We start from the raw sequence: 20447 nt of genomic DNA, 5'->3' as shown, positions 1-20447 counted from the left end.
TTGTGTCATTCTAACCGATTAAGACGACAGGGTGCGAATCAAGTTAGAGTAATCTTCTTTAATATCGTGGCTCTCTTCACGCAGCTGCTCAATCTTACGACACGCATGCAGCACTGTGGTGTGGTCACGGCCACCAAACGCATCGCCGATTTCCGGCAAGCTGTGGTTGGTAAGCTCTTTGGCCAATGCCATGGCTAATTGGCGAGGACGCGCAACCGAGCGAGAACGTCGCTTAGAGAGTAGATCGGCCACTTTAATCTTGTAGTATTCCGCCACCGTCTTTTGAATGTTGTCGATGGTCACCAGCTTCTCTTGCAGTGCCAATAGGTCACGCAGTGCTTCACGCACAAAATCAATGGTAATTGGGCGGCCAGTAAAGTTGGCATTGGCGATCACGCGGTTTAATGCCCCTTCTAGCTCACGAACATTAGAACGCAGACGCTTAGCAATAAAGAACGCCACTTCATCGGCAAGATGGATTTGGTGATCTTCCGCTTTTTTCATCAAGATCGCTACGCGGGTTTCCAGTTCTGGTGGCTCAATCGCCACCGTCAAACCCCAACCAAAGCGTGATTTCAGGCGATCTTCTACCCCGCTGATCTCTTTTGGATAACGATCCGAAGTCAGAATGATCTGTTGGTTGCCTTCCAATAGCGCGTTAAAGGTATGGAAGAACTCTTCCTGCGAACGCTCTTTGTTGGCAAAGAATTGAATGTCATCGATAAGCAAAGCATCAACACTGCGATAGTAACGTTTGAACTCTTCAATTGCGTTATTTTGCAGGGCTTTAACCATGTCTTGCACAAAACGCTCAGAGTGCATGTAAACCACTTTGGCGTTGGGCTTGTTATCAACAATGGCGTTGCCAACGGCGTGCAACAAGTGGGTTTTACCTAAACCGGTGCCGCCGTATAAGAACAGTGGGTTGTACGCCCCACCAGGGTTATCCGCCACCTGACGTGCCGCCGCCAAACCCAATTGGTTCGACTTACCTTCGACAAAGTTATTGAACTTATGCTTAGGGTTCACATTTGAGCGGTGATTGATGTCAGCGATCGCTTGAGCATCATCATCCCAAGTTTTGTGTACTGGCTTACGCGCTTGCAATTGTGCGGGTGCCGACGATTCGGCCGCCACATCCGCTGGTGTGCGAGTTGGTGCTGGCTTAGGTGCAGCCACAGGACGGCTGCCGACTTCAAAACGCAAGTTAGGAATGTCATGACCGCAATATTCTTGCAATAAACGATTAATGCTATTGAGGTATTTGTCTCGCACCCAATCCAAAACAAAGCGGTTTGGCGCGAACAGAGTGAGCGTATTGTCATTGAGCTCCGCTTGTAACGGGCGAACCCACATACTGAATTCTGTAGCTGGTAGCTCTTCTTGAAGCCGTTGCATACACTGCAACCAAAGCGAAGATGACACGGTGCCCCCACTGAGTACGAAATTAATCTGAAAAGATTGGCAATTTTACCTGTTGATAACCAAGATCGCCAGCGATTGATCAACGATCCAGTGAATAAGATCCAAGTTATTCACAATAATTTCGCTTGATTTTTGCGGATCAACACATCTTGCCCAATGATTACCCACAAGACGATCCACTTTTCCACGGATCTTGGCGATTTATCCCCAAAACAGACTGTTCATCTGGTTATGGTTAATAACAACTAGTTATTTATTCTATTGAGATAAATCACATTAACATCACCTCCCATAAAGATAAGGAGTCACAAGATGAATAACTGGATTAAAGCGAGTATTGCTGCCATCGCGCTTTCTGCAGCAACTTTTCAGGCGGTTGCCGAAGAAGTGGTTAAAGTGGGCATGTCTGGCCGCTACTTCCCATTCACCTTTGTAAAGCAAGACCAACTGCAAGGTTTCGAAGTGGATATGTGGGATGAGATTGGTAAGCGTAATGGCTACAAAGTCGAATACGTAACCGCAAACTTCTCAGGTCTGTTCGGTTTACTTGAAACGGGTCGCATCGATACCATTTCCAACCAAATCACCATGACGGATGCGCGCAAAGCCAAATACCTTTTTGCTGACCCTTATGTGGTAGACGGCGCTCAGATCACCGTACGCAAGGGCAATGACAGCATCAAAGGCGTTGCAGACCTTGCAGGTAAAACCGTTGCGGTCAACCTAGGCTCAAACTTTGAGCAACTGCTACGCGATTACGATAAAGACGGCAAAATCAATATCAAGACTTACGATACCGGTATTGAACATGATGTTGCGTTAGGACGTGCCGATGCATTCGTGATGGATCGCCTGTCAGCACTAGAACTGATCAAGAAAACCGGTTTGCCACTACAATTGGCAGGTGAACCGTTTGAAACCATCGCTAACGCATGGCCATTTGTGAATAACGAACGTGGCGTGAAGCTGCAAGGTGAAGTCAACAAAGCCCTTGCTGAGATGCGCGCAGACGGTACGGTTGAGCAAATCTCAATCAAATGGTTTGGTGCAGACATCACCAAATAAAGCGAATAGCGCTCGTCACAGCTTTCTTTTATAAGGTGGAATTTGCGATTCCACCTTTTGTTTTCTTTAAGGGTAACTGGTATGGGATTTGATTTTAACTACATGCTAGAGCTACTGCCGATTCTGCTCAAATACCTCGGCACCACCATGGAAATGGCGATTCTGGGTCTGGTTTTCTCTTTGGTCTTGGCGGTAATACTGGCCAATATTCGTGTGTTCCGCCTCCCCATCCTCGATCCACTCAGCCAACTCTACATCAGTTTTTTCCGTGGCACACCGCTGCTGGTACAACTGTTCTTGCTTTACTATGGCTTACCTCAGATCTTCCCAATCATGGTTGGGCTCGACGCGTTCAGTGCCGCTGTTATCGGTTTAACATTGCATTTTGCTGCCTACATGGCAGAAAGCATTCGCGCCGCGATTATTGGCATTGACCGTAGCCAGATGGAAGCCAGCTTGTCGGTAGGCATGACCACAACTCAAGCAATGCGCCGCATTATTTTGCCACAAGCCACTCGCGTCGCTTTACCATCATTAATGAACTACTTCATCGACATGATCAAATCCACCTCGTTAGCTTTTACGCTCGGCGTGGCGGAAATCATGGCTAAGGCGCAAATGGAAGCCTCGTCGAGCTTCCGCTTCTTTGAAGCCTTTTTGGCCGTCGCACTCATCTATTGGGGTGTCGTACTGGTGCTAACCCGAGTACAAATTTGGGCCGAGAACAAACTGAATAAGGCGTATGCGAGATGATCAAATTAGACAATATCCACAAACGCTTTGGCGATACAGAAGTACTCAAAGGCATTGATCTAACCATCAACCAAGGTGAAATCATCGTCATTATTGGTTCAAGTGGGACTGGCAAGTCCACCTTGCTGCGCTGTGTTAACTTTCTAGAGCAAGCGGACCAAGGCAAAATCACCATTGATGGCATCAGCGTCGATAGCCAACAACACACCAAAGCCGAAGTGCTTGCGCTGCGCCGCCGCACTGGTTTCGTGTTTCAAAACTACGCGTTATTTGCCCACATGACGACGCGACAAAATATTGCCGAGGGTTTGATCACCGTTCGCGGCTGGAAAAAAGAAGACGCTCTGAAACGCGCGCAGCAAATCTTAGATGACATTGGTCTGGGAGAAAAAGGCGACAGCTACCCAGCAGCCCTCTCTGGTGGCCAGCAACAACGTGTCGGTATTGGCCGCGCTATGGCACTGCAACCCGAACTGTTGCTTTTTGATGAGCCAACCTCGGCATTGGATCCAGAATGGGTTGGAGAAGTCCTCTCATTAATGAAGAAGTTAGCCAACCAACACCAAACGATGCTGGTGGTCACCCATGAGATGCAATTTGCCCGAGAAGTGGCGGATCGCGTGATCTTCATGGCGGAAGGCAAGATTGTTGAGCAGGGATCTCCACAGGATATCTTTGGAAATCCACAGGATCCTCGCTTACAAAAATTCCTGCGCCAAGTAGGAATGGAGTAAAGATCCCGACAAAGATCGCGAGATCCTTGAGATTTTACTCACACTCCGTATAATCGCCCGGCGGATTTGTTGATGCACCACAAAGATTGACACTTTGTGTGACTGTGATTACAATTCCGCCTCTTTGTTGAGAGGCGTCGGTGAACTCTTCTTTATATAGAGAAGAAAACAGACCCACGCCGGGTTAACTTAGAACCTAAAACTACTGATCAGTAAAGGTAATAACAATGGCTACTAAACGCACTTTTCAACCTTCAGTTCTAAAGCGCAAGCGTACTCACGGTTTCCGTGCACGCATGGCGACTAAGAACGGTCGTAAAGTAATCAATGCACGTCGTGCGAAAGGCCGTGCGCGCCTGTCAAAATAATCGCTAGCTTATTTTGAATACGTACGCGTTCAATCGGGAGTTACGTTTGTTAACTCCCGAGCATTATCAAAACGTCTTTCAGCAAGCTCATCGAGCTGGCTCTCCTCATTTCACTATCATTGCTCGCAATAATAACCTTTCTCATCCTCGTTTAGGCTTGGCTGTACCCAAGAAGCAAATCAAAACTGCCGTTGGTCGCAACCGATTCAAACGCCTAGCCCGTGAAAGCTTTCGTAACACACAACATCAACTTCCCAATAAAGATTTTGTTGTGATCGCCAAGAAAAGCGCGCAAGATTTGAGCAATGAGGAACTGTTTAAGTTGTTTGATAAGCTATGGCATCGCCTGTCTCGCCCCTCGCGTGGTTAACAATCGGACTCGTCCGTCTTTATCAAGGTCTTATCAGTCCTCTCCTTGGACCGCGCTGTCGTTTTACTCCAACCTGTTCTACATATGCCATAGAAGCGTTGAAAGCTCACGGTTTTGTAAAAGGGTGTTGGTTATCAGGCAAACGTCTATTAAAATGCCACCCTTTGAATGAAGGGGGCTTTGACCCCGTTCCACCAGTCCAAAAACAAGACAGAGATAAATAACGATGGATTCTCAACGTACTCTCCTGGTCCTGCTTCTGGCGCTGGTTTCTTTCTTGCTGTTCCAACAGTGGCAAGTCGCAAAGAACCCAGCCCCTCAAGCCGTTGAACAGGCTCAAACAAGCAGCACTTTACCTGCACCATCTTTTGCTGATGAACTGGACCCAGCGCCAGCGCAACAAGCGTCAGCAAAACTCATCACGGTAACAACGGATGTGTTGACTCTGTCAATCGACACTGTTGGTGGTGATGTAGTGGCTGCGGATTTGAACCAATATTCTGCAGAACTCAATTCTGCGAATGCCTTCGAGCTTCTTAGAGACACTCAAGGTCATCAATTCATCGCACAAAGTGGTCTGGTTGGCCCACAAGGCATCGACCTAAGCAGCAACAATCGTCCAAGCTACCAAGTGAGCGCGGACAGCTTTACGTTAGCTGACGATCAAAACGAATTACGTATTCCAATGACCTACCAAGCGAATGGCTTGGAGTACACTAAAACCTTTATCCTAAAACGTGGTAGCTACGCGATTGACGTTGAGTTCGATGTCATCAACAAATCAGGTAACAACGCAACGTTAGGCATGTACGCACACCTACGTCAAAATCTGATGGACGCGGGCGGCAGCATCACCATGCCAACCTACCGTGGCGGTGCTTACTCAACCGAAGATACTCGTTATAAAAAATACAGCTTCGAAGATATGCAAGATCGCAATCTGTCTCTTACTCTGACCAATGGTCAAGGTTGGGCAGCAATGATCCAGCACTACTTCGCTGCGGCGTGGATCCCACGTAACGAACCAGGTGCAAACCTGTACACTCGCGTGATTGGCAATATGGGTGACATTGGCGTTCGTATGCCAAACAAAACGGTTGCTGATGGCGATAGCGCACACTTCACCGCAACCCTTTGGGCTGGTCCTAAACTGCAAGACCAAATGGCGGAAGTCGCACCAAACCTTGACTTGGTTGTCGATTACGGCTGGTTGTGGTTCATCGCGAAGCCACTGCATTGGCTACTGTCTGTTATCCAAAGCTTTGTGGGTAACTGGGGTGTGGCGATCATCTGTCTGACCTTCATCGTGCGTGGGGCAATGTACCCACTGACGAAAGCGCAATACACCTCTATGGCGAAAATGCGCATGCTACAGCCTAAACTGCAAGCAATGCGTGAGCGCATCGGTGATGACCGTCAGCGCATGAGCCAAGAGATGATGGAACTGTACAAAAAAGAGAAAGTAAACCCACTTGGTGGCTGCCTTCCTCTCATTCTACAGATGCCTATCTTCATCGCTCTGTACTGGGCATTGATGGAATCGGTTGAGCTGCGTCACTCGCCGTTCATCCTATGGATTCACGACCTTTCAGCACAGGACCCATACTTCATCCTGCCGCTATTGATGGGTGGTTCAATGTTCCTAATTCAGAAGATGAGCCCAACGACCGTGACCGATCCTATGCAGCAGAAGATCATGACCTTTATGCCGGTGATGTTTACCTTCTTCTTCCTATGGTTCCCATCAGGTCTGGTTCTATACTGGCTAGTATCGAACATCGTTACTCTGATCCAGCAGTCTTTGATTTACAAAGCACTGGAGAAAAAAGGCTTACACACTAAGTAAGTGACCACAGAGTAAAGAAAGGCGGCCAAAAGGTCGCCTTTTTGTTTTCGGCTGATTACAATTCAGCTAATTGATTCCCTGACCAGACAAATGGTCGTTAAAACGATAGGCTCATTTATGACAACAGATACGATTGTCGCCCAGGCTACAGCGCCGGGCCGAGGTGGTGTCGGGATTATTCGTGTTTCTGGCCCGCAAGCCGCTCAAGTTGCCTTGGAAGTAACAGGTAAGACGCTAAAAGCGCGCTACGCTGAATATCTCCCTTTTAAAGCCCAAGATGGCAGTGAACTTGACCAAGGGATCGCACTGTTCTTCCCAAATCCTCATTCATTTACTGGCGAAGATGTCCTTGAGTTGCAAGGCCACGGCGGCCCTGTGGTGATGGACATGCTGATTAAACGCATCCTGACCATCTCTGGTGTTCGCCCCGCAAGACCTGGGGAGTTTTCTGAGCGGGCCTTCCTTAACGATAAGATGGACCTCACGCAAGCTGAGGCGATCGCAGACCTGATTGATGCCAGCTCCGAAGAAGCGGCCAAATCAGCACTCCAATCGCTTCAAGGACAATTTTCTAAGCGTATCCATACGCTGGTGGAATCTCTCATCTATCTGCGCATCTACGTTGAAGCGGCCATCGATTTTCCTGAAGAGGAAATCGACTTCTTAGCCGATGGTAAAGTGGCGGGCGATCTGCAAGCCATCATCGACAACTTAGATGCGGTGCGCAAAGAAGCCAACCAAGGCGCGATTATGCGTGAAGGGATGAAAGTGGTGATTGCGGGACGACCAAATGCCGGCAAATCGAGCTTGTTGAATGCGCTATCAGGTAAGGATTCCGCGATTGTCACCGACATTGCTGGCACCACACGCGATGTCCTCCGTGAGCACATCCATATCGATGGTATGCCGCTGCACATCATCGATACCGCTGGTCTGCGTGATGCTTCAGACGAAGTGGAAAAAATCGGTATCGAGCGCGCATGGGATGAGATCCGCCAAGCCGATCGCGTGCTCTTCATGGTCGATGGCACCACCACCGACGCCACCGACCCCAAAGAAATCTGGCCAGACTTTATTGATCGTTTGCCAGAACAAATCGGCATTACCGTGATCCGCAACAAAGCGGATCAAACCCAAGAATCACTCGGGATCTGCCATGTTAGTCAACCGACGTTGATCCGTTTGTCGGCCAAAACAGGTCAAGGCGTTGATGCATTGCGTAATCACCTAAAAGAGTGCATGGGCTTTTCTGGCAACAGTGAAGGTGGCTTTATGGCAAGACGCCGACATCTGGATGCACTTCAGCGCGCCGCAGAGCACCTGCTGATTGGCCAAGAACAATTGGAAGGGTATATGGCCGGAGAAATTCTTGCAGAAGAACTCCGCATCGCTCAGCAGCATCTCAACGAGATCACGGGCGAGTTTAGTTCCGACGATTTGCTCGGACGTATTTTCTCTTCATTCTGTATCGGAAAATAACTTCAAAGCGTGGCCATTGGCTGCGCTTTTTCATTTAAGGACATACTATGATTCACATCATCACAGGCAGCACACTCGGTGGCGCAGAATACGTGGGCGATCACTTGAGTGACCTACTGCAAGAGGCTGGGTTTGAAACCACCATTCACAATCACCCTCAGTTAAACGAAATCCCTAATCAAGGCACCTGGTTGATCATCACCTCTACGCATGGCGCAGGCGAATATCCAGACAACATTCAGCCTTTTATCCACGCTCTGCAAGCGACCCCACCGAAAATGAGTGATGTTCGTTATGCTGTTGTGGCGATTGGAGACTCCAGTTATGACACTTTTTGTGCCGCGGGTCTGCACGCCCACGCGTTACTGACTGACATTGGCGCCAGTGCGATCACTCAGTGCCTGACCATTGATGTGCTCAGCCATACCGTACCAGAAGACGCCGCCGAAGTTTGGCTAAAACAGCATATCGAGCAGTTTTGATGCCTATTGCGGGGGAAGCACTCCCTCGCTTTTCCCTTCTGTGAATAACCTTTCTACAAATCCCATCATCAATTCGACGAAAAATCACACGATCCATCTGTGGATAAAATAGAGAAGATCCAGTGTTTTTCCTATAGTTATCCAAATAATAACTTTTACACTTCGCGTCCCCTGTGCATAACCACCCATTTTGATCCCAGGTAATCCTTGTGTAGATCAAATCATGATCACACGATATGATCCAAATAAGATCCATGATCTTGTTGATCATTTTTAACTTATCCACAGATCACCGCGATCCTAATAATAGATCCAATAAAAGATCATATATAAAGATCTTTATATATATTTAGTGGGATGATCTCGTGATTCGCGAGACGAAAACAATTTTCACTCATCCACAAAAGAAGGTAGAATATCGCTCTTTTTCTCTCACTGTTGAATCCTTTGAATACCTGAGGTCAGTTCATGCTTTATCACGAAACATTTGACGTCATTGTTGTCGGTGGCGGACACGCAGGAACGGAAGCCGCACTCGCATCAGCACGCACCGGTCAGAAGACCTTATTACTCACGCACAATATCGATACCTTGGGCCAAATGTCTTGTAACCCAGCCATTGGTGGTATTGGTAAAGGGCATTTGGTCAAAGAAGTGGATGCGATGGGTGGTCTGATGGCGCAAGCGATCGATCACGCGGGTATTCAGTTTAGAACACTAAACGCCTCGAAAGGGCCAGCAGTGAGAGCAACACGTGCACAAGCCGACCGAGCGCTTTACAAAGCTTACGTGCGTGATTTCCTCGAAAATGCGCCGAATCTGACCCTTTTCCAACAAGCAGTGGATGACTTAATTGTCGAACAGGATCAAGTTCGTGGTGTGATCACGCAAATGGGATTAAAGTTCCATGCTAAAGCGGTTGTTCTGACTGTAGGAACTTTCCTTGGTGGAAAGATCCACATCGGTTTGCAAAGCTCTTCTGGTGGACGCGCAGGGGATCCTCCTTCGATCGCGTTGGCACACCGTCTGCGTGAACTGCCATTTAGAGTCGATCGACTCAAAACGGGTACACCACCACGCATCGATGCACGTAGTGTCGATTTTTCTGTGTTAGAAGCACAACACGGTGACAATCCAACGCCTGTATTCTCCTTTATGGGCGATCGCACTCATCACCCACGTCAAATTCCTTGTTTCATTACCCATACCAATGAACAGACGCATGAGGTGATTCGCAACAACCTTGATCGTAGCCCAATGTATGCTGGTATCATCGAAGGTATTGGCCCTCGTTACTGTCCTTCTATCGAAGACAAAGTGATGCGCTTTGCCGATAAGAACAGCCACCAAATCTTCATCGAACCAGAGGGTTTAACGACTCACGAATTGTATCCAAACGGCATCTCCACCAGCTTGCCATTTGATGTGCAGGTACAGATTGTTCGTTCGATGAAAGGTTTTGAAAACGCGCACATTGTTCGCCCTGGTTACGCAATTGAATACGATTTCTTCGACCCACGTGACTTGAAACAGACTTACGAAACCAAGTTTATCCAAGGTTTGTTCTTTGCTGGCCAAATTAACGGCACGACTGGTTACGAAGAAGCGGCCGCACAAGGCTTAATGGCAGGTCTCAATGCCAGCTTGTTCAGCCAAGAGAAAGAAGGTTGGAGCCCACGTCGCGATCAAGCCTACATGGGCGTATTGATCGACGATCTCTCAACCATGGGTACCAAAGAACCATACCGCATGTTCACATCGCGTGCAGAACATCGCTTGTTACTGCGTGAAGACAACGCGGATCTACGTTTGACAGAAAAAGCACGTGAACTTGGCTTGGTCGATGATGCTCGTTGGGCTCGTTTTAACCAGAAGATCGACAATATGGAGCAAGAGCGCCAACGTCTGAAATCGACGTGGATGAATCCGGCTTCTACTGGTATTGAAGAGCTTAACCAATTATTAAAATCACCAATGAACCGTGAAGCCAGCGGTGAAGATCTTCTTCGTCGCCCAGAGATGACTTATGAGCAGCTCACTTCGTTGGCCGCTTTTGCACCTGCACTCGACGATCTTGAAGCCGCAGAACAAGTGGAAATTCAAGTGAAATACGAAGGTTACATCAAGCGTCAGCAAGATGAGATTGAAAAATCCCTTCGTCATGAACACACCAAATTGCCTGTGGATCTTGATTACAGCGAAGTGAAAGGGTTATCCAACGAGGTAGTACTTAAACTCAACACCGCCAAACCCGAGACATTGGGGATTGCATCACGCATCTCTGGTATTACGCCAGCGGCCATTTCGATTTTGCTGGTTCACTTAAAGAAAATCGGCATGTTGAAAGTGGGAGAAGAAAACGCATGAGTGCTCTTCGCCAAAAACTGGATGCTTTAATCGAGCAAACCGATTTGCAGGTCAATGAACGTCAACGTGAACAACTGTTAGGTTATGTGGAACTGCTCAATAAGTGGAACAAAGCCTATAACCTGACCTCTGTGCGTGATCCGCAAGACATGCTGGTGAAACATATTCTCGATAGCATCGTAGTAGCGCCTCACCTTGACGGTGAGCGTTTTATCGATGTGGGTACTGGACCTGGATTGCCTGGTATTCCGTTGGCGATCATGCATCCAGAGAAAACGTTCTTTTTGTTGGACAGTTTGGGTAAGCGTATTCGCTTTATCAAACAAGTTCTCCATGAATTAAAGATTGAAAATGTGACCACGGTGCAAAGTCGTGTCGAAGAGTTCCAGCCAGAAGAAAAATTTGATGGTGTTCTAAGTCGCGCATTTGCTTCAATGACAGATATGGTGGAGTGGTGTCATCATCTACCGAAAACGGGTCAAGGTGTCTTCCTTGCTCTAAAGGGACTGCACCCTAAAGATGAAATTGATCAGCTTCCTGAGTGGTGCAGTGTGACGGAGATCATATCTTTGACTGTTCCTGAGTTGGAAGGGGATCGCCATCTAGTAATCTTATCGCGCAAGGATAATTAGCGAGGTCATCGTGGGTAAAATAGTAGCAATTGCCAACCAGAAAGGTGGTGTGGGTAAGACAACAACGTGTGTCAATCTAGCAGCGTCAATGGCCGCAACCAAACGCAAAGTATTGGTGATAGATTTGGACCCACAAGGTAACGCTACGATGGCGAGTGGTGTGGACAAATACATGGTGGATGCCACCGCATACGACTTGCTGGTTGAAGAAACCCCATTTGACCAAGTGGTGTGCAAAACGACCACTGGAAAATATGATCTGATTGCGGCGAATGGCGACGTCACCGCCGCAGAAATCAAATTGATGGAAGTGTTCGCGCGAGAAGTCCGTCTAAAGAACGCTTTGGCGTCAGTTCGCGATAACTATGATTTCATCTTTATTGATTGTCCTCCTTCTTTAAACCTTCTTACAATCAATGCCATGGCTGCGGCGGATTCCGTGCTGGTGCCAATGCAATGTGAATATTTTGCATTAGAAGGTTTAACGGCTCTTATGGATACCATTAGTAAGTTGGCGGCAGTGGTGAACGACAAACTCAAAATCGAGGGATTGTTGCGTACCATGTACGATCCTCGCAACCGCCTGTCTAATGAAGTCTCCGATCAACTCAAAAAGCATTTCGGCAGTAAAGTCTACCGTACAGTGATCCCACGAAACGTGCGCTTAGCAGAAGCGCCAAGTCATGGGAAACCGGCAATGTACTACGACAAGCACTCTGCAGGCTCAAAAGCGTATTTAGCGCTGGCGGGGGAAATGCTGCGTCGAGAAGAAATCCCAGTTTAACCTTCACCAAAGGAATTCATACCAATGTCTAAGCGTGGTCTAGGAAAGGGGCTGGATGCACTGTTGTCTACCAGTTCATTAGCTCGTGAGAAACAACATATCGCCACTCAGAGTCAGGCACTTTCCGCGGAAGGAGAGTTGACCGATATTGCGGTAGGTCAGTTGCAACCTGGGGTATACCAACCACGAAAAGACATGTCACCACAGGCGCTGGAAGAATTGACGGCCTCGATTCAGTCGCAAGGCATCATTCAGCCGATCGTGGTTCGACCGGTGCAAGATGGCCATTTTGAGATCATTGCCGGTGAGCGACGTTGGCGAGCCGCCAAGCTAGCAGGGTTAAAACGCGTTCCTTGCTTGATCAAGCATGTCGAAGATCGTGCTGCTATCGCCATGGCGTTGATCGAAAATATTCAGCGCGAAGATCTTAATGTGATCGAAGAAGCACAAGCGCTTGAGCGATTGCAAGACGAGTTTTCTCTGACTCATCAGCAAGTGGCGGATGTGATTGGTAAGTCACGTACTGCGGTGAGCAACCTGCTTCGACTGAATGGCTTGGAGCTAGAAGTGAAACAGTTTGTTGCACAGAAACTGCTCGATATGGGTCATGCTCGCGCCTTGTTAGCGTTGGAAGGCGAGCAACAAGTGGAAGTGGCTCAGCAGGTCGCCAGCAAAGCGCTCACGGTTCGTCAAACTGAGCAGTTGGTAAAAAAATGTCTCACACCTAAGGTTGAAGAAAAAAATCAGCCAAAAGATGAAGAAACACAACAAATATCACAAAAACTAAGTGAAACGTTGGGAGCAAAGGTTTCTTTAGTGAGAAATGGCAATGGAAAAGCCAAATTGACGATAAGTATTGATGAGCCTCACAAATTAGAGCAACTAATTGCCAAGCTAGAGAGCTAAATGAGATAATTGATTTAGGTCAATTATGTAAAAAAGCAATTTTTGTACGAAAGTTGTCGGTTTGTAAACAAAACTGTAAGTTTTTGCTGCGTTTTAATTGCAATCAGTTGGACTCACCGTATAATTTTCCGCAACTTCCCAGACCCTCAAAAACGGAGGAGCCGTGGGATTTACTAGAGGTACGAATACATGGTAGCTGCGTTGGCTAGGCCAGGACGAGAGCTTGCAAAGCAATTGTTAATGATCGAGTCCGGCGCGGTTATTTTTGTGGCAGCAGGAGTGGCTTTGGCTGTGAATGCTGAGTGGGGATTTTCCTCGCTGATAGGCGGCGGCATTTTTGTTGTCGCCAATGCAGTATTTTCTGTGTGTGCATTCTTGTTTGTAGGAGCGAGGGCGTCAAAGTACGTTGCTATCTCTTTCTACACGGGTGAAGCGCTGAAAATTCTCATTACAGTAGTGCTGTTTTCTGTCGCCTACATGTATATGCAGGTGGAACTTGTTCCCCTGAAACTAACCTATTTGCTGGTTCTTGGTATTAATATCTTTGCGCCAGCGCTATTCATTAACAACAAAAAATAGGATGAGTTATGGCTGCGCCAGGTGAAGCGCTAACACCTTCCGGTTACATCACTCACCACCTTACTAACCTTTCAACTTACAAGTTGGGGCTAGTGGCGGAAGAGTCGAGTTTCTGGAACGTACATATCGATAGTCTGTTTTTTTCTTGGTTTACAGGGTTAATTTTCCTCGGAATTTTTTACGCTGTAGCCCGAAAAACAACAGCCGGTGTACCAGGTAAGCTTCAGTGTGCTGTTGAAATGATCGTAGAATTTGTCGCGACAAACGTCAAAGATACGTTCCATGGACGCAACCCGCTGATTGCACCTCTAGCACTGACTATCTTTTGTTGGGTATTTTTGATGAACTTGATGGACTTAGTTCCAATCGATTTCCTTCCATACCCGGCAGAGCATTGGCTCGGTATTCCTTACTTGAAAGTAGTACCTTCAGCTGATGTGAATATCACCATGGCTATGGCACTAGGCGTATTCGCTCTGATGATCTATTACAGCATCAAAGTGAAAGGTCTAGGTGGCTTTGCAAGAGAATTGGCTTTACACCCATTCAACCATTGGACAATGATTCCGTTCAACCTACTAATCGAAGTGGTATCGCTACTGGCGAAACCTCTTTCTCTTGGTATGCGTCTATTCGGTAACATGTTCGCGGGTGAGGTTGTATTTATTCTTTGTGCGGCAATGCTACCATGGTATCTACAATGGATGGGCTCGCTACCATGGGCGATCTTCCATATTCTGGTAATCCTGATTCAGGCCTTCGTGTTTATGATGTTGACAATCGTATATATGTCAATGGCTCACGAAGACAGTGATCATTAATTTTGTTTATTCTTATTAGACTTTTAGTTAATCGCTATAATTGGAGATAGTAATGGAAACTGTACTAAGCTTTTCTGCAATCGCAGTAGCAATCATCGTTGGTCTGTGTGCTCTAGGTACTGCAGTAGGCTTCGCGGTTCTAGGTGGTAAATTCCTAGAAGGTGCTGCTCGTCAACCAGAAATGGCTCCTATGCTTCAAGTTAAGATGTTCATCATCGCTGGTCTACTTGATGCGGTTCCAATGATCGGTATCGTAATCGCACTTCTATTCACGTTTGCAAACCCATTCGTAGGTCAATTAGCTGGTTAATCATCGGTATTGAGCGGCATGCGTCAGCGTGTCCTTGATGAACACTAATTCCGAATAGAGGGGTAGCTGTTGTGAATATGAACGCAACTCTGCTAGGTCAAGCAATCTCGTTTGCTATGTTTGTGTGGTTCTGTATGAAGTACGTATGGCCACCAATCATGCAAGCGATTGAAGAGCGTCAGAAGAAAATTGCTGACGGTCTACAAGCGGCAGAACGTGCTGCAAAAGACTTGGATCTAGCACAAGCTAATGCTTCTTCTCAATTGAAAGAAGCAAAGCGCACAGCAACTGAGATCATCGAACAAGCGAACAAACGTAAAGCTCAAATCTTGGATGAAGCTCGCGAGGATGCACAGACTGAACGTCAAAAAATCCTAGCGCAAGCGGAAGCTCAACTTGAAGCTGAACGTAATCGTGCACGCGATGAACTGCGCAAACAAGTTGCAACTCTGGCTGTAGCTGGTGCAGAGAAAATCCTTGAGCGTTCAATCGATAAAGATGCGCACAAAGATATTCTCGATAACATTACTGCAAAACTTTAAGTTTGGGGGCGAACATGGCTGATTTTACAACAATCGCGCGCCCCTATGCTAAAGCAGCCTTTGACTTTGCGGTAGAGAAAGGCCAACTAGACCAATGGGGTCAAATGTTGTCTTTCGCTGCTGAAGTAGCCCAAAACGAACAAATTAGTGAGCTGTTATCTGGCTCAATGTCAGCCGACAAACTGGCTGAACTGTTTATTGCGATTTGTGGCGAACAAGTGGATGAATTTGGCCAAAACCTTCTTAAGGTGATGGCGGAGAATGGTCGTCTTGCGGCCCTTCCTGATGTATGTACTCTGTTCTTCGTTTTGAAGAAAGAGCATGAGAAAGAGATTGATGTAGAAGTGATTTCTGCAACCGAACTTTCTGATGAACAATGTGCAAACATCAGTCAGAAACTTGAACAGCGTCTAGAGCGCAAAGTTAAGCTGAATTGCAGTGTAGATGAGGCCCTACTAGGTGGGGTGATAATTCGAGCCGGAGACTTAGTCATCGATAACTCAGCTCGCGGTCGTCTGAATCGCCTGAGCGATGCATTGCAGTCTTAATGGGGATTGGAGCATGCAACTTAATTCCACGGAAATTAGCGATCTAATTAAACAGCGTATTGAATCTTTCAACGTTGTTAGTGAAGCTCGCAATGAAGGTACTATCGTATCGGTAAGCGACGGTATCATTCGCATTCACGGCCTAGCGGACGTGATGCAAGGTGAAATGATTGAATTACCGGGTGGCCGTTATGCACTAGCACTTAACCTTGAGCGTGACTCGGTTGGTGCGGTAGTAATGGGCCCATATGCTGACCTTAAGGAAGGCATGAAAGTAACAGGTACTGGTCGTATTCTTGAAGTGCCAGTTGGTCCTGAGCTATTGGGTCGTGTAGTGAACACACTAGGTGAGCCAATTGACGGTAAAGGTCCAATTGAAGCGAAATTAACGTCACCTGTTGAAGTGATTGCACCAGGTGTAATCGACCGTCAGTCGGTTGATCAACCTGTACAAACTGGTTATAAGTCAGTTGACTCAATGATCCCTATCGGTCGTGGTCAGCGTGAACTTATCATCGGTGACCGTCAGACTGGTAAAACAGCGATGGTGATCGATGCGATCATCAACCAGAAAAACTCTGGTATTTTCTCTATCTACGTAGCGATTGGTCAGAAAGCTTCTACTATCGCCAACGTAGTGCGTAAACTGGAAGAGCACGGTGCTCTGAAGAACACAATTGTGGTTGTGGCTTCAGCATCTGAATCTGCTGCACTGCAATACCTAGCGCCATACGCAGGTTGTGCAATGGGTGAATACTTCCGTGATCGCGGCGAAGACGCACTGATTGTTTATGATGATCTATCAAAGCAAGCGGTCGCTTACCGTCAGATCTCTCTATTGCTAAAACGCCCACCAGGCCGTGAAGCATTCCCAGGTGACGTATTCTACCTTCACTCTCGTCTACTAGAGCGTGCAGCTCGTGTAAACGCAGAGTATGTAGAGCGTTTCACTAACGGTGAAGTGAAAGGTAAGACAGGTTCTTTAACCGCTCTTCCTATCATCGAAACTCAGGCTGGTGACGTTTCTGCATTCGTACCAACCAACGTAATCTCGATCACCGATGGTCAGATCTTCCTACAAACTGAGCTATTCAACGCGGGTGTACGTCCAGCGGTTGATCCAGGTATCTCTGTATCTCGTGTAGGTGGTTCTGCACAAACGAAAATCATCAAGAAGCTGTCTGGTGGTATCCGTACAGCACTAGCGGCTTACCGTGAACTTGCAGCGTTTGCTCAGTTCTCTTCGGATCTTGATGAAGCGACTAAGAGACAGTTGAACCACGGTCAAAAAGTAACTGAACTGATGAAGCAGAAGCAGTACGCTCCGATGTCAGTGTTTGACCAGGCTCTAACTATCTTTGCGGCAGAGCGTGGCTACCTAAGCGATATCGAACTTTCTAAAGTTCTTGATTTCGAAGCAGCTCTACTATCGTACGCTCGCGGTCAATACGCTGAATTAGCAGCTGAGATCGACAAGACGGGTGCTTACAACGATGAAATCGAAGCTCAGTTGAAGAAACTGACTGACGACTTCAAAGCAACCCAAACTTGGTAATAGGTCGGTGGCAGTGGCTGCCACCAACTAATGGAGAGTAACGATGGCCGGCGCAAAAGAGATACGTAGTAAAATCGGGAGTGTTAAAAGCACTCAGAAGATTACGAAAGCGATGGAAATGGTAGCAGCTTCAAAAATGCGTCGTTCGCAAGACGCAATGGAAGCTTCTCGTCCATACGCGGAAACAATGCGTAAAGTGATCGGTCATGTAGCTAACGCAAGTCTAGAGTATCGTCATCCGTATCTAGATGAGCGCGAAGCTAAACGTGTTGGTTACATCATTATTTCAACGGACCGTGGTCTGTGTGGCGGCTTGAATATCAACGTGTTCAAGAAAGCTGTAACAGACATGCAAGCATGGAAAGAGAAAGGTGCTGATGTTGAGCTAGCGGTAATTGGCTCAAAAGCGACAGCTTTCTTTAAACATGGCGGCGCGAAAGTGGCGGCTCAGGTTTCAGGTTTGGGTGATAGCCCAAGTTTGGAGGACCTGATCGGTTCGGTTAGCGTGATGCTAGAAAAATATGATGAAGGTGAATTGGACCGTTTGTACCTTGTATTTAACAAGTTCGTAAACACTATGGTTCAACAACCAACGATCGATCAATTGCTACCTTTGCCTAAATCGGACAGCAAAGATATGCAGCGTGAGCATTCATGGGATTACATCTATGAGCCAGAACCTCAGGCTCTACTCGATGCACTATTAGTGCGTTATGTAGAATCTCAGGTTTATCAAGGTGTAGTTGAGAACCTTGCTTGTGAGCAAGCGGCTCGAATGGTTGCGATGAAGGCTGCAACTGATAACGCAACCAACTTGATTGACGACTTAGAACTTGTGTACAACAAAGCCCGTCAGGCTGCGATTACACAAGAACTATCGGAAATCGTTGGTGGTGCAGCAGCGGTTTAAGCTTAGGTTAAACGAAACAGTTTAGAGGATTAACGATGGCTACAGGTAAGATCGTACAGATCATCGGTGCGGTAGTCGACGTAGAGTTCCCACAGAGCGATGTACCAAGTGTATACGACGCTCTAAACGTAAAGGACTCAAAAGAGCGTCTTGTTCTTGAAGTTCAACAACAGCTAGGCGGTGGCGTAGTTCGTTGTATCGTAATGGGTAGCTCTGATGGTTTACGTCGTGGAGTTGAAGTAGTAAATACAGGCGCTCCAATTTCAGTACCAGTAGGTACTAAGACCCTAGGTCGTATCATGAACGTGCTTGGTGATGCGATTGACGAGCGTGGTGAGATCGGTGCAGAAGAGCTGTACTCAATTCACCGTCCAGCGCCAAGCTACGAAGAGCAGTCAAATGCGACTGAACTTCTAGAAACAGGCGTTAAAGTAATCGACTTGATTTGTCCTTTCGCTAAGGGTGGTAAAATCGGTCTATTCGGTGGTGCAGGTGTAGGTAAGACCGTTAACATGATGGAACTTATCAACAACATCGCACTGCAACACTCTGGTCTATCTGTATTCGCAGGTGTAGGTGAGCGTACTCGTGAGGGTAATGACTTCTACCACGAGATGCAGGAAGCGGGTGTTGTAAACATCGAGAAGCCTGAAGAATCAAAAGTAGCGATGGTTTACGGTCAGATGAACGAGCCTCCAGGTAACCGTCTACGCGTTGCACTGACTGGCCTGACAATGGCAGAGCGTTTCCGTGACGAAGGTCGTGACGTTCTACTGTTTGTCGATAACATCTACCGTTACACACTTGCTGGTACAGAGGTATCTGCACTGCTAGGCCGTATGCCTTCAGCGGTAGGTTACCAGCCAACTCTTGCAGAAGAGATGGGTGTACTTCAGGAGCGTATCACGTCAACGAAGCAAGGTTCTATCACGTCTGTACAGGCGGTATACGTACCTGCGGATGACTTGACTGACCCGTCTCCAGCAACAACGTTCGCGCACTTGGATGCAACGGTTGTACTTAACCGTAACATCGCAGCGATGGGTCTATACCCAGCGATCGACCCACTGGATTCGACGTCTCGTCAGCTAGACCCACTTGTTGTAGGTCAAGAGCACTATGACACTGCTCGTGGTGTTCAGCAGACACTTCAGCGCTACAAAGAGCTGAAAGACATCATCGCAATCCTAGGTATGGACGAGCTATCTGAATCAGATAAGCAAGTGGTTGCGCGTGCACGTAAGATTGAGCGTTTCCTAACTCAGCCTTACCACGTAGCGGAAGTATTTACAGGCGACCCAGGTGTTTACGTACCTCTTAAAGAGACTCTACGTGGCTTCAAAGGTCTACTAGCTGGTGAATACGATGACATTCCAGAGCAAGCGTTTATGTACTGCGGTACTATCGACGAAGCTATTGAGAATGCTAAGAAGCTATAAGGCTAACTAGGAGGCGATATGGCAGCAATAACCTTTCATCTGGATGTGGTAAGCGCGGAGAAGAAAATCTTTTCTGGTCGCGTTGAAACGTTTCAGGTGACCGGTAGCGAGGGTGAGCTGGGTATTTTCCATGGCCACACACCGCTGCTGACCGCTATCAAGCCTGGTATGGTGCGTATTGTTAAACTTCACGGCGAAGAAGAGTTCATTTATGTCTCTGGTGGTATCGTAGAAGTTCAGCCTGGTACTGCAACAGTACTGGCTGATACTGCGATTCGTGGTGAAGAACTAGACGCAGCGAAGGCAGAAGAAGCAAAACGTCGTGCGAAAGAGAACATTCTCAACCAGCATGGCGATATGGACTTCGCACAAGCGGCCAGTGAACTGGCTAAAGCCATTGCTCAGCTTCGTGTTATCGAGCTGACAAAGAAACGTCGTTAATTTTAGCGGTGTTTTAATAGTGATAAAGGCGGTCAATTTGACCGCCTTTTTGCTTAATTTTTATTAGAAATTTTTATCCATAAGTTAACTA

General features: G+C 47.2%; 23 protein-coding genes. 22 read left to right on the top strand and 1 reads right to left on the bottom strand.

Features of this window, described 5'->3' with window-relative positions:
* Window positions 1–18: 18 nt before the first annotated feature.
* The gene (gene dnaA / locus PQQ36_RS19380) at window positions 19–1425 is read right to left on the bottom strand and encodes a chromosomal replication initiator protein DnaA (RefSeq protein WP_011079035.1); all 1407 of its coding nucleotides are present in this window, start codon (window positions 1423–1425) and stop codon (window positions 19–21) included.
* A gap of 312 nt (window positions 1426–1737) precedes the next feature.
* Here dnaA and PQQ36_RS19375 point away from each other — a divergent pair, with 312 nt between their 5' ends.
* The 22 genes from PQQ36_RS19375 (at window position 1738) to PQQ36_RS19270 (ending at window position 20356) form a co-directional block, all read left to right on the top strand.
* A complete protein-coding gene (locus tag PQQ36_RS19375) occupies window positions 1738–2490 on the top strand; it encodes an amino acid ABC transporter substrate-binding protein (protein WP_011149050.1) in 753 nt (250 codons plus the stop codon).
* Window positions 2491–2571: 81 nt separating this feature from the next.
* Entirely contained in the window at window positions 2572–3243 is a 672-nt protein-coding gene (locus PQQ36_RS19370; protein ID WP_013572636.1) for an amino acid ABC transporter permease, read from the top strand.
* Entirely contained in the window at window positions 3240–3977 is a 738-nt protein-coding gene (locus tag PQQ36_RS19365) for an amino acid ABC transporter ATP-binding protein (RefSeq protein ID WP_273662251.1), read from the top strand. The genes PQQ36_RS19370 and PQQ36_RS19365 overlap by 4 nt, the downstream gene beginning before the upstream one ends.
* Window positions 3978–4204: 227 nt before the next feature.
* Complete coding sequence (rpmH, locus tag PQQ36_RS19360; RefSeq protein WP_011079039.1) at window positions 4205–4345, top strand: 50S ribosomal protein L34; 141 nt, start codon at window positions 4205–4207, stop codon at window positions 4343–4345.
* Between the two features lie 46 nt (window positions 4346–4391).
* Window positions 4392–4715: a ribonuclease P protein component gene (gene rnpA, locus PQQ36_RS19355; RefSeq protein WP_013572637.1), complete on the top strand. Its 324-nt coding sequence runs from the start codon at window positions 4392–4394 to the stop codon at window positions 4713–4715.
* Window positions 4682–4939: a membrane protein insertion efficiency factor YidD gene (gene yidD, locus PQQ36_RS19350; protein WP_072599185.1), complete on the top strand. Its 258-nt coding sequence runs from the start codon at window positions 4682–4684 to the stop codon at window positions 4937–4939. Before rnpA ends, yidD begins: the two co-directional genes overlap by 34 nt.
* Window positions 4940–4941: 2 nt before the next feature.
* Window positions 4942–6561 carry a membrane protein insertase YidC gene (gene yidC / locus PQQ36_RS19345; RefSeq protein WP_011149047.1) on the top strand — a complete coding sequence of 540 codons (1620 nt, stop codon included), beginning with the start codon at window positions 4942–4944 and terminating at the stop codon, window positions 6559–6561.
* 117 nt (window positions 6562–6678) lie between these two features.
* A complete protein-coding gene (mnmE, locus tag PQQ36_RS19340) occupies window positions 6679–8040 on the top strand; it encodes a tRNA uridine-5-carboxymethylaminomethyl(34) synthesis GTPase MnmE (protein ID WP_101956572.1) in 1362 nt (453 codons plus the stop codon).
* Window positions 8041–8087: 47 nt separating this feature from the next.
* Window positions 8088–8522 (top strand): FMN-binding protein MioC, encoded by a 435-nt coding sequence (mioC, locus tag PQQ36_RS19335; protein ID WP_011149045.1) that lies wholly within the window; start codon window positions 8088–8090, stop codon window positions 8520–8522.
* Window positions 8523–8990: 468 nt separating this feature from the next.
* Window positions 8991–10889 (top strand): tRNA uridine-5-carboxymethylaminomethyl(34) synthesis enzyme MnmG, encoded by a 1899-nt coding sequence (gene mnmG, locus PQQ36_RS19330; RefSeq protein WP_130268266.1) that lies wholly within the window; start codon window positions 8991–8993, stop codon window positions 10887–10889.
* Window positions 10886–11521: a 16S rRNA (guanine(527)-N(7))-methyltransferase RsmG gene (rsmG, locus tag PQQ36_RS19325; protein WP_011079045.1), complete on the top strand. Its 636-nt coding sequence runs from the start codon at window positions 10886–10888 to the stop codon at window positions 11519–11521. Before mnmG ends, rsmG begins: the two co-directional genes overlap by 4 nt.
* A gap of 10 nt (window positions 11522–11531) precedes the next feature.
* The gene (locus PQQ36_RS19320; protein WP_011079046.1) at window positions 11532–12305 is read left to right on the top strand and encodes a ParA family protein; all 774 of its coding nucleotides are present in this window, start codon (window positions 11532–11534) and stop codon (window positions 12303–12305) included.
* 24 nt (window positions 12306–12329) lie between these two features.
* Window positions 12330–13211 (top strand): ParB/RepB/Spo0J family partition protein, encoded by an 882-nt coding sequence (locus PQQ36_RS19315; RefSeq protein WP_011079047.1) that lies wholly within the window; start codon window positions 12330–12332, stop codon window positions 13209–13211.
* Between the two features lie 189 nt (window positions 13212–13400).
* Window positions 13401–13790 carry a F0F1 ATP synthase subunit I gene (locus tag PQQ36_RS19310; protein ID WP_011151443.1) on the top strand — a complete coding sequence of 130 codons (390 nt, stop codon included), beginning with the start codon at window positions 13401–13403 and terminating at the stop codon, window positions 13788–13790.
* Between the two features lie 8 nt (window positions 13791–13798).
* The gene (gene atpB, locus PQQ36_RS19305; protein ID WP_011079049.1) at window positions 13799–14611 is read left to right on the top strand and encodes a F0F1 ATP synthase subunit A; all 813 of its coding nucleotides are present in this window, start codon (window positions 13799–13801) and stop codon (window positions 14609–14611) included.
* 52 nt (window positions 14612–14663) lie between these two features.
* Window positions 14664–14921, top strand: a complete 258-nt coding sequence (gene atpE, locus PQQ36_RS19300; protein WP_011079050.1) for a F0F1 ATP synthase subunit C — start codon at window positions 14664–14666, stop codon at window positions 14919–14921.
* A 71-nt stretch (window positions 14922–14992) separates the two neighbouring features.
* Complete coding sequence (gene atpF / locus PQQ36_RS19295) at window positions 14993–15463, top strand: F0F1 ATP synthase subunit B (protein ID WP_011079051.1); 471 nt, start codon at window positions 14993–14995, stop codon at window positions 15461–15463.
* Window positions 15464–15477: 14 nt separating this feature from the next.
* Window positions 15478–16011: a F0F1 ATP synthase subunit delta gene (gene atpH, locus PQQ36_RS19290; RefSeq protein ID WP_011079052.1), complete on the top strand. Its 534-nt coding sequence runs from the start codon at window positions 15478–15480 to the stop codon at window positions 16009–16011.
* Between the two features lie 13 nt (window positions 16012–16024).
* Window positions 16025–17566, top strand: coding sequence for a F0F1 ATP synthase subunit alpha (atpA, locus tag PQQ36_RS19285; RefSeq protein ID WP_273662244.1), 1542 nt, complete (start codon window positions 16025–16027; stop codon window positions 17564–17566).
* 43 nt (window positions 17567–17609) lie between these two features.
* Window positions 17610–18476, top strand: a complete 867-nt coding sequence (atpG, locus tag PQQ36_RS19280; protein ID WP_013570874.1) for a F0F1 ATP synthase subunit gamma — start codon at window positions 17610–17612, stop codon at window positions 18474–18476.
* Window positions 18477–18511: 35 nt separating this feature from the next.
* Window positions 18512–19915, top strand: a complete 1404-nt coding sequence (atpD, locus tag PQQ36_RS19275) for a F0F1 ATP synthase subunit beta (RefSeq protein WP_011079055.1) — start codon at window positions 18512–18514, stop codon at window positions 19913–19915.
* An 18-nt stretch (window positions 19916–19933) separates the two neighbouring features.
* On the top strand, window positions 19934–20356 hold the full coding sequence (locus PQQ36_RS19270; protein WP_011079056.1) for a F0F1 ATP synthase subunit epsilon: 423 nt from the start codon (window positions 19934–19936) through the stop codon (window positions 20354–20356).
* Window positions 20357–20447: the final 91 nt, after the last annotated feature.

It is taken from the genome of Vibrio sp. CCUG 15886, from assembly GCF_028570825.1.
Lineage (GTDB): Bacteria > Pseudomonadota > Gammaproteobacteria > Enterobacterales > Vibrionaceae > Vibrio > Vibrio vulnificus_B.
This window is presented reverse-complemented; position numbering and strand designations above follow the sequence as displayed.

Excerpts from the sequence above, each read along its gene's own strand:
- PQQ36_RS19375 (WP_011149050.1), top strand. The coding sequence starts at position 1,738 with ATGAATAACTGGATTAAAGCGAGTATTGCTGCCATCGCGCTTTCTGCA.
- PQQ36_RS19370 (WP_013572636.1), top strand. The coding sequence starts at position 2,572 with ATGGGATTTGATTTTAACTACATGCTAGAGCTACTGCCGATTCTGCTC.
- PQQ36_RS19365 (WP_273662251.1), top strand. The coding sequence starts at position 3,240 with ATGATCAAATTAGACAATATCCACAAACGCTTTGGCGATACAGAAGTA.
- rpmH (WP_011079039.1), top strand. The coding sequence starts at position 4,205 with ATGGCTACTAAACGCACTTTTCAACCTTCAGTTCTAAAGCGCAAGCGT.
- yidD (WP_072599185.1), top strand. The coding sequence starts at position 4,682 with ATGGCATCGCCTGTCTCGCCCCTCGCGTGGTTAACAATCGGACTCGTC.
- yidC (WP_011149047.1), top strand. The coding sequence starts at position 4,942 with ATGGATTCTCAACGTACTCTCCTGGTCCTGCTTCTGGCGCTGGTTTCT.
- mnmE (WP_101956572.1), top strand. The coding sequence starts at position 6,679 with ATGACAACAGATACGATTGTCGCCCAGGCTACAGCGCCGGGCCGAGGT.
- mioC (WP_011149045.1), top strand. The coding sequence starts at position 8,088 with ATGATTCACATCATCACAGGCAGCACACTCGGTGGCGCAGAATACGTG.
- mnmG (WP_130268266.1), top strand. The coding sequence starts at position 8,991 with ATGCTTTATCACGAAACATTTGACGTCATTGTTGTCGGTGGCGGACAC.
- rsmG (WP_011079045.1), top strand. The coding sequence starts at position 10,886 with ATGAGTGCTCTTCGCCAAAAACTGGATGCTTTAATCGAGCAAACCGAT.
- PQQ36_RS19315 (WP_011079047.1), top strand. The coding sequence starts at position 12,330 with ATGTCTAAGCGTGGTCTAGGAAAGGGGCTGGATGCACTGTTGTCTACC.
- PQQ36_RS19310 (WP_011151443.1), top strand. The coding sequence starts at position 13,401 with ATGGTAGCTGCGTTGGCTAGGCCAGGACGAGAGCTTGCAAAGCAATTG.
- atpB (WP_011079049.1), top strand. The coding sequence starts at position 13,799 with ATGGCTGCGCCAGGTGAAGCGCTAACACCTTCCGGTTACATCACTCAC.
- atpE (WP_011079050.1), top strand. The coding sequence starts at position 14,664 with ATGGAAACTGTACTAAGCTTTTCTGCAATCGCAGTAGCAATCATCGTT.
- atpH (WP_011079052.1), top strand. The coding sequence starts at position 15,478 with ATGGCTGATTTTACAACAATCGCGCGCCCCTATGCTAAAGCAGCCTTT.
- atpA (WP_273662244.1), top strand. The coding sequence starts at position 16,025 with ATGCAACTTAATTCCACGGAAATTAGCGATCTAATTAAACAGCGTATT.
- atpG (WP_013570874.1), top strand. The coding sequence starts at position 17,610 with ATGGCCGGCGCAAAAGAGATACGTAGTAAAATCGGGAGTGTTAAAAGC.
- atpD (WP_011079055.1), top strand. The coding sequence starts at position 18,512 with ATGGCTACAGGTAAGATCGTACAGATCATCGGTGCGGTAGTCGACGTA.
- PQQ36_RS19270 (WP_011079056.1), top strand. The coding sequence starts at position 19,934 with ATGGCAGCAATAACCTTTCATCTGGATGTGGTAAGCGCGGAGAAGAAA.